We start from the raw sequence: 12953 nt of genomic DNA on the forward strand, positions 1-12953 counted from the left end.
TCCTTTCAGATTTAGGTTAGGCGTTGTTCTCAACGTATTTCCAAGGACGTTGGTCCGGTGACCGGACTATTCTTTCTTCGCACGACATGGCGCACGGTTTTCCCTCATACGGCTTTCCGATGTTCTTCTTTCTTCCGCGTTACGGTACTTTCCTAGCCTACAAGTTTCTTTAATCCAGAATACTGTGCAACGATGCCTGCTAATCTGGAGTTACTATGCTTTTTACGACGATTGCGTTTCTTGTTCCAAAACAGCATCAGTCTTTTTCGAATATACCAGTCGATTTTATTCAGAAATAGATCAGCAAAAGAATCCAGACCGTAGTAATTTCTCCATCCCTGTATTTTCGGATTGAGTTCTTCGACCATTTTGTTCATTGTCCAGAACAGTCGATTACGTGGCTCCGTGACTTCTTTTACCTTCTCTTTCATCTTCTTCATGGCTTTCTTCGAGGGATAGCTTCGCAGTATATAACGTTCTATTCCCTTGACCTGCTTTGGGATTTTCCGATGATGCATACCAAGAAAATCGAATCCTATCTTATCGTCCCATAGGTTGATGAGTTTGGATTTTGATGTATTTATCTGTATTTCAAGTTTACTGAATACAGCTTTTAACACATCAATTGACTTCATAGCTTGCTCTTTGGTTTTGCATAGGATAACTAGATCGTCCGCATAGCGGACGATGGCGCCAATTTCAGTGAATTTGTTTTCCCAGATCGTATCGAGGTAATTTAGGTAGATATTTGAAAGTAGCGGACTGATTACCGAGCCTTGCGGGCTTCCCAGCTCGGTTTCGTAGAACTGATCCTCTTTTACGAATCCTGCTTTTAACCATTTCCATAGCAGTTTGAGTATCCTTCTGTCGTTAATTCGCTGCTCCACAAGCTTCATCAACTTCTCATGTTGAATGTTGTCAAAGTACCCTTTAATATCAATATCCACTACCCAACATACACCTTTCCTTATCTCCCGTCGGATGTGGCGAATCGCGCCATGTTGACTTCGTTTGGGACGAAATCCATAGGAACAATTTTTGAAATCCGTCTCGAAAATAGGCTCAATAACAATCTTAGTTGCCATTTGCACAACACGGTCAATTATAGGAGGAATACCAAGCGGACGAAGTTTTCCGTCCGGCTTGGGTATCTCTATACGTCTGGCAGGTAACGGATGATACGTGCCAGAAATCAGCTTTTCACGGATTTCTGCTACAAACCGTTCCGCCCCATAGACCTCCTCGATGTGCTCGATGGTTATTCCATCGACTCCTCCACTGCCTTTGTTGCTTTTGACTCGTCTCCATGCTTCCCAAAGAATGTCTTCCCGATAAATCTTGTCGTAGAGCGCATGAAACCTTCGCTTCGGATTTTCCTTGGCGGCAAGATATAGCTTGCCTTGAAGTTCTTGAGCTTTTACTTTGGCGTAGTTAGCAGGTTTGACTGCATTCACTCACTCTTACCTCCTTGACTTGCTTGAACAAAGTAGGGACTCTTCCCTCCATGAGGTTTTGTTGTCCTCACTTCACGGGTACTACAATCCCCTCCGACTTCCTTCCCGCAGCTCGCCACTTCACCTTTCGGGCTTATAGGTCCGTTCCTTACGAAAAAAAAAATTTTTTTTTTTTTTTTTTCGTGCGGGTTAGGTTCTCCCTAGTTCCAAGCACAACTTTCCTAGCATGCCGATCCCCATACACCGGAGGGTTCTTCCGCGCTGCACTTCCAAGGGCTTCACGCGTTCCATGGTCTTCGCCCATGAACTCGAGGCTCGACTCCCTCTTGTCCTTTTCAGGTTCTTTTTGACGGTGCGGCAGGATTCACTTGATGTTACGGCCTGCTATTTTGCTCGCACTCCATACGGAGTTCTTTGTCACAGGGCTTCAACCTTAGGATCTCTCCACCAGTTGCCTGTCAGCTACGAGGCGACTTGGGTCTTACCTCGATTGATCTTTCATCAATTAGTTGTACCTAGCTTGGCTAGGCGCGCAGTTCATAAAAAAGCCTGTTGAAAGAAAATCAACAGACTTGAAGTTACAGCTATATATTAGTCATAAAAGCAATAATCCTACAAACCGCTCAAAAAGCTCATTGTCCGGTCACTAAAGCCCGGTAATCCTTCATGCCCGAAATCGGGATAAATGGCCAATCTTTTTTCGGAAGTAATTTTGTTGTAAGCGGCGAATTGTGTCGACGGCGGGCAGACGGTATCCACCAGGCCAACGCCCATCAGCACTTCACCTTGAATTCTTTTGGTTAAATATTGCACATCTATGTAGCCCAGCGTTTCAAAAATCGCATCCTCGCGCTCATGAAGGGGATCGAATTGTCTGAAGTAGGTTTTGAGCTCATCATAAGCGGCAACGGCAAGATCCATATCCCATACCCTTTTGTAATCGCACAGAAACGGATATACCGGAGCAAGACGCTTAATCCTTGGCTCCAAGGCAGCACATGCCAATGTCAGTCCACCACCCTGAGATCCTCCCATAGCGCCAACTCTGTCAGCATCTACTTCAGGCAGCTGCATCACGATTCCAGCCAGTTGTGCCGTATCGAGGAAAATATGACGGAACAACAGATCGTTAGGACCTGAATCAAGCCCTCTGATAATATGCCCGCGCAGTGTGTTCCCCTTTACTCCACCAGTATCCTCAGACTCACCACCCTGGCCTCTGCAATCCATAGCAATTACGGAATATCCCAGGCTTACATAACTGAGCTTATCCCACCATTCTCCTGAATTACCCGAATACCCATGAAACTGAATTACAGCCGGATGCGGCTCGGAAACGTTCTTAGGTCTGAGGTATTTCGCATGAATTCTAGCCCCTCTTACACCTGTAAAATAAAGATCGAAGCAATCTGCAGACGCTGCTTGAAACTCGCTTGGAATCAGCTGTAATTGCGGATCGACCGCTTTCATTTCCTCCAGTGCTTCATCCCAAAACAAATCAAAATCGGAAGGACAAGGATTCACCCCGTTGTACTGCTTTAAACGTTCTAAAGGCATATCAATGAGCGGCATGTCGAAAGTTCCTTCTTTCTTATCAGTTAGTTTGTACCATCGTTTTCCATAATATCTTATTTCATTCTAATTTGAAATACCAAATTTTTTCAACCGATTCATAAGATTTTGATCCCAGCTCACTGAAAAAAAATCGAACTTTCAACCTTATAAAATCGTCCAATCATTGATACCATAATTTGAATCATTTATGATACAGAAGTAACAAAGAAACAGAAAGTGAAATCCGTATTAATGAAGCAACTTGCGAAATGGAGGAATCATTTTGAAGGAAAGAAAACGAAAAGAAAGAAACTTTATGCTCACCATGACCCCCTTGGCAGCAGCCATCTTTATGTCAGTTTCTTTATCTACAGGTTGGTCTGCAGCAGCAGAGTCACTTTCCCCCTGGGAGAAAAAACCGGTAGCTGCGATTTCTAAGCCCGGTGTGCGAGCCTTGTTTGAAGGCGTGAACATACGGCTTCCCGCGGAGCCACAATTAGTGAAAGATACCATGATGGTTCCCGCACAATCCTTGCTCGAAGGGATCGGATACCGGATCGACTGGAACGAACAGAATGGAATCTTATCTGCTAGTCATGCGTCTAAGCCCGCACTTGTGTTTGAAGCTAATAGCCATACAGCCTCAGTAGGCGGACAGGCGGTAGCTGGTCTGGAGGCAGCTCCTTTTGTAGAAGAAGGCGTGCTGTGGATTCCCCTTCGTTTCGCTGCCGAATCCAGCGGCCTGCAAGTAACCTGGCAGCCACTCGACCGCATCGCCACAGTAACTGACCCGTACGGATTTACAAAACTGCGGATCTCCACTCGTGCAGAGAACGGAGTCACTCACGTATCCGAGCAGCTCCAAACTTACATAAAGTCAGCGTGGAAGGCAGATGTACAGCTTACTTTAATACCCCCGGAGTATTATCGTGAAAAAATCAATGTGATGATTGCAGCTGGTCAACCGGAAGATCTGATGCTGATTACGAGTCCTTATCAATATAATGACGAATTATTTGAAGCCGTTGCCACAGATCTGACCGCGATGCTTGAAAAGTTTCCGCGGCTCAAAGCGCTCGCTACTAATGGATCGCCCGCCAACCGTGTAATCGGTGACCGGATTTATGGCATTGCGCTGCCAGCAGATCCGCACAATGCTCCGTTTCCGGCCATCCGTCAGGACTGGTTGGACAGACTTGGCCTTGTTGCCCCGAAGACGATGGACGAGTTTTATGAGGTTCTGCTCAGATTTGTCGATTACCATCCCGATGGAGATGGCAAGAAAAATACAATTGGCATGACAGGCTACGCCACAGACGATGGCCTCGGATCGTTATCATGGGTGGAGCATGCATTTACAGGAAGTCCCTCGCGTTTCATGGTCAAAGACGGCCTGGTTATTGATACAGCCATCTCTGCAGAAGAGCGGCTTGCGCTGCAATGGCTGACTCGCGCCTATGCTGACGGATTAATCGATAAGGAATTCCCTGTACTGAACCAATCCCATGCCATCGAGCGGGCTGTTCAAGGGAACGTGGGGATTATTCCCGTAACTGTCAATCAGGCCGCGCAGATGACAGTCGATAGTGCAGCACAGAATCTGCTGGATCCAGCGGGTCTGTCTGGACAGCAGGGTCAGTCGGAGCAACAAACATCGCTAAGACAACAGGAGGCCATCTGGGCGCCGCTGCCAACATGGCAAGTCGCATCATCAGTCGCATCACCCAAAGAATCGATTGCACCTTGGAATACAGAAGGCTCGGGAATGTATATCATTCCACGCACAGTTCCTGGCGATAAAGCGATACAGATACTGGAGTGGCTGGACCGTGGATTGGCTATGGCCGAAACCGGTGAATGGGATCGCTTGTCCGGACTTGAGCCAGGAGACCAGTCCGTGCTTGAAAGTTTGTTTGGGCAGCCAGATCTTCTGAAAGCTAATGAAGCTTTGAGCAAGCTTCCCGCGAATGTTCGTGCCCAGTATGAGAACGCCATTTCCAACTGGAAAAAGGTATCCTACGAAGGCAAAACGCTGCCTCAAGTCAGCTCCTACTGGAGTAAAGGCGAATATGAAGACATCAATAAAAAACTGCAGCAGCTTAAAATAAAAGTAATTCTTGGCGCAAGTTCCATCGAAGAATGGGATCGCCAAATTGCCGAATTGAAAGCCTCAGAAAGCTACTCTAACATGATGACAACCCTAAATGCGCTTGTAGCTAAAAAGTAAGTGACATCTCACAAAGAGCATAGGATAGAGCGTAAGTTGCAGAGCGTAAGTTATTGAGCAGCGGCTGAATGTAGGCGGAAAACCGACCACAAAGTGCTTGCGCGGGGCCGAAGCGGCAAAGGTAGATGAATAAACCAGGCAGATGCCGGCCAAATGTAGGCGGAGGACCGCACACATTTGGCCGGTTTAACTTGACAACATTGGGAGCAGAAGCACTTCCCTTATACTTATTGAAACTTCTACAGCGCCGCCCTCACAATACGGCGATAATAACCCACGGTGAGAAGCGCAAACACAAAGTAAATGAGCGTGTATACCGCCATGGCAATAGCTACCGGTATGGAGATATCGGACAATGTCAGTGCGGAGGCTGCTTTTACAGCGAATATGGAATGCAGAAGCCCGATCGCCAGCGGAATTGCGAACACAAACAGCTGCTTTCGGATAATGCCGCCCATTATCTCGCGCTCGGCAAATCCGAGCTGCCGCAGAATCGTATAGCTTTTCCTCTCCTGCTCCGCTTCTGTCATCTGCTTGAAATACAAAATGCTGCCCGTAGAGATCAGGAAGATAAGACCGAGAAAACCTGCTACGAAAATAATCAGCCCGAATTTTTGAAGGGATTCTTTATAATACGCGTAGAAGTCCGGCCTGAACTCATCGTCCTTGACATATTTCGCATAGAAGCCAGATGCCGCTGCACGTTCATTTTTATCCATAATTTGGTAGGTATCGATGAAAATCGCTTCATGTTTGGGGGAAGCCGGCATTTGCTCGCGAATTTCCCTTACCATCGCCTCCGGCACGACGAGTTGACGGCCAGGCATGCTGTAATTCATCGCATAGCGATCAATGTCTCGGGTTAATTGGATTTTGACATGAACCCCGCTTGCGCTAAAATCAACCGTTTGCGGAAAAGCAACTGTGTTCAGCTCCTCGCTTGACGTCTTCCTCTGGCCATTATACCCGACGGCCTCACCCTGACCCGGCATCATAATATCTGCACCGCTAGTTTGTAGTTGCTCTGCCGCAAGCAGCAATAGGCTGCTTCCGTCCTTTTGCTCTTTACCGATCTTGCCTGCCAGACGGACGGCCTCAACTGATTGATGTGCAAACGTAAATCCGGACTTCTCCAGCTCAGCACGAAATGACTTCGCATCCTGCTCCTTATTTTCAAAGATGAAATCGTAGGGCAGCATTGCACGGGACTCACTCTCGGCCGAATAGTACAACGAATAAGAGATTGCCACCATCGTCAGTGTCATCGCAGAAAGAATGGTGATCAACGTGAGCGAGTTCGCATTGGCTTTCATGCGATGCATGATCGGGGCCAGCGACAAACTGTTTTTCAGCCCGAGCTGTCCGTCCTTGCTTCTTCGTATCCGGTAGAACAGCCAGCCGATCGTCACACGAAACAGCAGATAGGTACCGAGTATGGTTGAGGCGAGAATGACCAGCATCTGCAGGAACATATCCTGGCCGGGCGTTTTGCTGGAGAGCAGATAGCCCATTGCGATCAGCACAATACCTAGCATCCCCATCATAGCGGAGAGGAGCGCTCTCGGCTGTTTCGGATGCTCCCCCTGCCGATCTGCCTGGAAAAGCTCGAGAAGTGTAGTACGGTAAACTTTGAACAGCATTTGTACCAGTGTTAGGCCAATAAGTACGGCAAACACGATGGCAGTCTGCAAGGCCGCTGCACTGGGAAACGAGAGGGTAATTACGCTTTCGATACCGATCAGTTTCATCAGAATGAGCAAAAAAAGCCGCGACACGAGTGCGCCGCCGCCAATCCCGATCAGGAGCGCCCCCACCCCAAGCAGTACATTCTCGGTAATGAGTAATAGTCCCACTTTTCTGCGGGTCAGGCCCACCAGCTGATATAACCCAATTTCCCTACTGCGCCGTTTGAGAAAAATGCTGTTTGCATAGATCATGAATACGACCACAATCGAGAGCAGCAAAATCCCAGCCACTCTAAACAAGGAAGCGAATTGAATATCTCCGAATGTTGCTGCCAAGACCGATGAGTCATTCTGCAATGTAGCAAACACAAAATAAAGGCTTGTGCTGAAAATTAGCGCGAAAAAATACAGATAGTAATGTTTAATATTTTTCCGCATACTGCGGATGACCAGTTCAAACAGTGTCAACGTGATCACCCCCGAGCACGGCCTGCACATTCATGATCTCTTTGAAGAAAGCTTGCCGCGTCTTGCTGCCTCGATACAATTCGGAATAAAGCAGTCCATCCTTCAAAAACACGACGCGACTGCAATAGCTTGAGGCTACCGGATCATGAGTCACCATCATAATCGTAATGCTGCGCTGCCGGTTAAGCTCCTCCATCATTCCCAATAAAGAGGAGGCCGCCTTCGAATCCAGCGCACCTGTCGGCTCATCCGCAAATACGATAGAGGGCCGATGGATCAACGCGCGTGCCGCTGATGTTCGCTGTCGCTGACCACCGGAAATTTCATGCGGATATTTATGAACAATCTCCCCAATACCGAGATTTGCAGCAATAGCCTGAAATTCAGATTCTACCACTTTCTTATTCATCTTGCCGAACGAGATGGGCAGCAAGATGTTCTCTTTTACCGTCAATGTGTCTAGCAAATTGTAATCCTGAAAAATGAAACCAAGCTTGTTGCGCCGAAAAACAGACAGTTCAGCGTTTTTCAAATTCGAAATGTCCGTATCATCGACGAATATTTTCCCTTCCGTCGCTCTATCAATTGTCGCCAGGACATTGATCAAAGTCGTCTTCCCCGATCCGGACGGCCCCATAATGCCTACAAATTCCCCTTCTAGTACACGAAGGTCGATGCCTCTCAGCACCTGTTGAACATTGCCCCTGACACCAAATGATTTACGGACTTGCTGCGCATGCAGCACGGTTTTTTGCAAATTGTTTGGATTCATCTCCATAACCTCCCACTCTGATCTAACATTTATTCTAGAGAAAAAGGTCGTTCCCGTCGCCCGCTTCAGATGACAAGTAAGAGATTGTATGTGACAATATTGTCATATTGAATCGATTTCAACACATTACCAGCCGTGAATGTCAATTGTATGACGGTCATGTCCGTACTGATTCGAACGCATTACTTACTGTGAAGGTCATCTCCATGGCCGTTCCTTCATGCACCCCCGACTGTACCGTCAAAGAAATCCCGATTTTGACCGCAACAGTCCTAGCTAAATAGAGCCCGAGTCCAGTTGCCGCATTTTGCAATCTTCCGTTTCCTCCGGTAAATCCTTTATCGAAAATACGCGGTAAGTCATGCGTGGCGATGCCCGGCCCTTCATCTTTAATCATCATCCTGACATGACCATCAGGCGTCACTGTAGTCGACAGATAAATGATTCCGCCTTCCGGGCTATATTTGACCGCATTCGTCAGCAATTGCCGGATGATGAAACGGCACCATTTGCGGTCCGTCCTAACGAAACCCTCTTCCCCGTCGAACTCGACGGCAATATTTTTCTCCACGCACCAGGAAGCCAACTCGCGTACCTCTTGAGCAGCAAGCTGTTGAATCCCGGTCTGTTCCAGCACATAATCCGCCTCCAGCGACGGCAACCGTGAAATGTATAACTGCTGGTCAATGAGCAAATGAATCCTCAGCCATTCAGATTCAATTTTGCGCAGCGCCGGATTGCCCTTGTTGGCATCTATTGTCAATTTCATCGCAGTCAGTGGCGTTTTCACTTCATGCACCCAGGATGCAATATAGTCCTGCTCCACAGATCGGGCTGCATTGCCGTCTGAAACTTTATGCCAGTACCAGTGATCCGCTGCCCTCAACAGCTGATTAGTTGCTTCTTCCTGATAAAAATAGGCAGCCGGCAATGTTTCAATCCAATCTTCATGTATCTCTTCAGCCAGTTCCATCAGTGAGCGCGCATACTTCATTTCTTTCTGATAGCGCCACCCAAGAAAGGCTGCCATAGCCAAAATTAACAGCATGTTCAAAAAAAGCATCGAGTCAGCCCGTATGGCAATGCCATTGTCAATCCAGATCATCAGATCCACAAATAACAACGAAAGAACGAAGAAAAGAATCCAGCTTTTCCTGTCATACAAATAGCGGAGTATCAAAGTCGTATCCTCCTCATAACGTAGCCGCCATATAGCCAAGCCCTTTTTTCGTTACGATGGCATCTTCCAGCTGGAATATCATCAGCTTTTGGCGCAATCGGGTTATATTCGCTGTCAGCGTATTGTCATTGACAAAACGTTCATCATCCCACAGCTTGCGGATCAGATCGTGACGTGATATTATTTCGTCCCTCGCCTTGACGAGCACAATGAGAATAAAAAACTCGTTCTTGGTTAAAGTCACTTCCTGTCCATCCTTGCGAATCAAACCGCGCTTCATATCAATGATGGCACCGTTCCATTCGATAAGATCAGACGTTTCCTCTCCGTAAGCATACGTCCGGCGGAGAATCGCCTGAATTTTGGCCAGCAGCACGTCCATATGGAACGGCTTTTGAATATAATCATCCGCCCCCATATTCATCGCCATCACCATATCCAGAGGATGATCACGCGAAGACAGAAAAAGAATCGGCACTTTCGACACCGCCCGAATCTCCCGGCACCAGTGAAAACCGTCATACATCGGGAGCTGGATATCGATAATAACCAGTTGGGGCTGCACGTTCATGTAAGTATTCATCACATCATCATACCGCTCCGGTCCCGTAACATGAAACGACCATTGCTCCAATCTTTCCTTCAAGGAATGAAAAATGGCAGCATCATCTTCGATTATAAAAATATTCAAATCCATAACGGCCAACTCCCTTCCCGCAATTCTTGCACAGGTTCGGATAATAAATCAATCTATCCATAGCTTTTTCTATCATACCATTCCAGTTTGGCATTTCCACCGTTATTTCCACGATAACCTTAAACCTTGGTTTCACTTAAAAACAAAAAGGAGAGGCAAATAATCGCCTTCCCCTCAGATAATACTTGTTCAAAACAGTGTGTAAAACGGTATAGTATGACACTGTAATATAATGGTGCAATATAACGGTGTAATATAGCTCTCCCTTGTCGCATTTACGGCTGCCAGTTTTCTTAATCCGGAAGCAGCATCGTGAACAGCAGCGCCGCCAGCTCCTGCTTGTTCAGTGCCCGCTGCGAGCCGTAGTCGAACCTGCCATTCGATTCGGTCACCTCCGGTCCATGAAGCTTCCAAATCACAGCAGAGCTGACGGCATCGACAGCCCATTTCGACGTGCCGGGCGCGAGCACAGCTGTTGAATCTGACACCCTGATCCCCGATCCCGCCAGCAAGCGATAAACGATAGCTGCTGCTTCTTCGCGGCGGATCGGACGGTCTGGTTCGAACAAATCTTCTCCCGTCCCATTCAATAAGCCGGACTCGAGTGCAGCTTGAATATCTTTCCGGTACGGCGAATTTTCAATGTCCTTAAATGAGGACGGGTTTGGGGATTGCGGGATACTCCATATCGCGTTAAAAGCATGAATAAAGGCTCCACGGGTGACGACTTGCCATGGTTGGAACGGCTTTGATAGATCATCCGTCAAGAAGCCGAGCGATTTCAGGCCCAGAATGTAGCTGGCATACGGATAATCGGCCGATACGTCCGGGAAACCCTCCTGATCCTCCGGAATTTTGGCGGCATAACTGAATAAATTAGAGTATTTCAGATAGGTGATGCGGCCGTCGGCATCCTTCTTGAATGCAAGTGACTTGCCCTCTTCATCCACGAACAGCAGATCGTCGACCTGCTTCAGTTCGTGGCGACTGGAAACATCGCTCACCATAAGGGTACCATCGCCTGTCGCTTCGACCTTGGTCAGTAATTTGATCCGCAAATCGGAATACAAGCCTTCGAACTTGGCGAGAACCTCCTTGGGCAGCGGCTGGAAGCCCTCTGGGCCAACTGCTGATTTACGACCGGCATAATAATGGTCCATAAATGCGGTAAACAAGTCGTTTCGCAAATCCTGATTTGCATTGTAAGAAACGAAAACACCCGTTTTGCGTTCGGGCAGAAGCCATAACAACGAACTGAAACCGAGAATGTCACCACCTTTGGAGATTACGTCTTCGCCATTCGTATTGGATGGAGCAACAGGTGATTCAAAACCGTATGTCATATCCGGAACATCCGGATGAATGGCCATGTGGTAGGTCGACATCGCCTTCACCGATTCAGGTGACAGGATAACAGTGCCGTCAGCCGCCCGGCCATCGTTCAGGAAAGCTTTCATAAACAGCGCCATATCGGAGGCTGTCGATACCATGCTGCCCTCCGGCCACTCGCTTGGCGAGAAATCGTACACCGGAATGGCGCTACCCGCCTCATCGTAAGAAGTTACAAGCCGTCCAACCAAATCCTTAGTCAGGCTAAAGCTGCTTGAGGTCATGCCAAGCGGTCCGAACAGATGCTTTTCCATATAGCTCCCGAAAGGCTCCCCGCTTACCTGCTGAACAATGTATCCTTGCAGCCTCGATGCAAAATTATCGTACATGTATGACGTTCCCGGCTTGCGAACGACCGGTGGGAACTGATCGAAGATGCTTTCTTTTAGCGAGATCGGCTTCTGGGAAGCATCGGTTAAATAGCTGGCGTCTGTAGGTTCGCGCACTTCAAAGCCAGTCGAATGCGTCAAAAGATTCTCTATCGTGACCGGTGTATCGAAAGGACTGGTTACTTTGTAACCGTCCAGGTACTTTTCAATATTGTCCTGTAGTGAAATTTCCCCCTGATCGACGAGCTGCATAATAGCAGCAGCCGTGAATACTTTGGAGATGGAAGCGATCCGGAAGGTGGTTTGGCTTGCGTCTACCAGCGACTTCGACGTTTGGTCGGTTACGCCATAGCCTTTGGAAACAAGCACTTTCCCGTCCTGAACGACGGATACTGTAACGGCACCAGCCTTTTGCTTGATGGCATCCTTGGCAAAGAAAGCGTCCAGGAACGCCTCGGCTTCCTTCGCTTCACGCGGCCCACTCGTATAATCTTTCGTGGACGCGTTGTCCGAGTGCGGAAGGGTAGCATTACCGAATGAGGCCAGCTGTTTGACGGCGGCAGTCGGATTCGATTTAGGCTGCTTCTGAGCGTATGTGCTTGTTTCTGCTGCTAGGCTGAGCGTCATTAAAGCGGTTAGGATGCCGAGCGTGCGGCGGGTTCGATTCTTGTTCTTGTTCAACTAAAATCCTCTCCTTGCTTTCCATTAATTTGAACTTGCTATAACCAACAACAATCATATTGGAAGAACTGCAGCTGTTTTCAAACCTGAGATGGGGTTAACCAAGCCATATTGAACAGGCAATTCGTACAAACCTATTGTATTGTTTATATCAGGCACAGTCGCTCGATTCAGATGACAAGCAGGAGGGGAAATGTTACATTCTTGTCACGTTCGGATAAACTTGGATGCGTTACGGGAGGAATGGGCTGTGGGCTCCTTAGATGGAGGAGATTTACTTGCAGGCAAGGGCGCTGGGGATGAAAAGTTAAGAGTAGCTGCTACTTTAGTGATGTTTTTCATCGTTAAAAGCATGTGGTCGCACCAAATACTTATTTTAACAATGAAAAACATCGTTAAAGTTCCTTTTTTCAGCCCGATAAGGTGGCGTAAAATAGTCTGTGTACCAAAAATTGGAGTGTTTCCAAGACAAAAATGGTAGGGTATACTCTCGGAATTGTCCAGATCCACAAGAGGA

General features: G+C 47.6%; 9 protein-coding genes. 2 read left to right on the forward strand and 7 right to left on the reverse strand.

Annotated elements, in window-relative coordinates; genetic code table 11:
* Positions 1-152: 152 nt before the first annotated feature.
* Together ltrA and J2Z66_RS42025 are read right to left on the reverse strand one after the other, a co-directional pair.
* Positions 153-1454, reverse strand: a complete 1302-nt coding sequence (ltrA, locus tag J2Z66_RS42020) for a group II intron reverse transcriptase/maturase (protein WP_209980024.1) — start codon at positions 1452-1454, stop codon at positions 153-155.
* Between the two features lie 612 nt (positions 1455-2066).
* Positions 2067-3026, reverse strand: coding sequence for an alpha/beta fold hydrolase (locus J2Z66_RS42025; RefSeq protein ID WP_209980026.1), 960 nt, complete (start codon positions 3024-3026; stop codon positions 2067-2069).
* Between the two features lie 265 nt (positions 3027-3291).
* Between J2Z66_RS42025 and J2Z66_RS42030 the strand changes: the two genes are divergently transcribed.
* Positions 3292-5235: a stalk domain-containing protein gene (locus tag J2Z66_RS42030; protein ID WP_209980028.1), complete on the forward strand. Its 1944-nt coding sequence runs from the start codon at positions 3292-3294 to the stop codon at positions 5233-5235.
* A gap of 239 nt (positions 5236-5474) precedes the next feature.
* Here J2Z66_RS42030 and J2Z66_RS42035 read toward each other — a convergent pair whose 3' ends face one another.
* The 5 genes from J2Z66_RS42035 to J2Z66_RS42055 form a co-directional block, all read right to left on the reverse strand.
* Positions 5475-7397, reverse strand: a complete 1923-nt coding sequence (locus J2Z66_RS42035) for an FtsX-like permease family protein (RefSeq protein ID WP_312895051.1) — start codon at positions 7395-7397, stop codon at positions 5475-5477.
* Positions 7375-8160: an ABC transporter ATP-binding protein gene (locus J2Z66_RS42040; protein WP_209980032.1), complete on the reverse strand. Its 786-nt coding sequence runs from the start codon at positions 8158-8160 to the stop codon at positions 7375-7377. The genes J2Z66_RS42035 and J2Z66_RS42040 overlap by 23 nt, the downstream gene beginning before the upstream one ends.
* Before the next feature lie 157 nt (positions 8161-8317).
* On the reverse strand, positions 8318-9340 hold the full coding sequence (locus J2Z66_RS42045; RefSeq protein ID WP_245376248.1) for a sensor histidine kinase: 1023 nt from the start codon (positions 9338-9340) through the stop codon (positions 8318-8320).
* A 13-nt stretch (positions 9341-9353) separates the two neighbouring features.
* Positions 9354-10037, reverse strand: coding sequence for a response regulator transcription factor (locus J2Z66_RS42050; protein ID WP_281068955.1), 684 nt, complete (start codon positions 10035-10037; stop codon positions 9354-9356).
* A 293-nt stretch (positions 10038-10330) separates the two neighbouring features.
* Positions 10331-12436: a serine hydrolase domain-containing protein gene (locus J2Z66_RS42055; protein ID WP_209980034.1), complete on the reverse strand. Its 2106-nt coding sequence runs from the start codon at positions 12434-12436 to the stop codon at positions 10331-10333.
* A gap of 250 nt (positions 12437-12686) precedes the next feature.
* Here J2Z66_RS42055 and J2Z66_RS42060 point away from each other — a divergent pair, with 250 nt between their 5' ends.
* A complete protein-coding gene (locus J2Z66_RS42060) occupies positions 12687-12917 on the forward strand; it encodes a hypothetical protein (protein ID WP_209980036.1) in 231 nt (76 codons plus the stop codon).
* The last annotated feature ends 36 nt before the right edge of the window (positions 12918-12953 follow it).

Source organism: Paenibacillus eucommiae (assembly GCF_017874215.1).
Lineage (GTDB): Bacteria > Bacillota > Bacilli > Paenibacillales > NBRC-103111 > Paenibacillus_AI > Paenibacillus_AI eucommiae.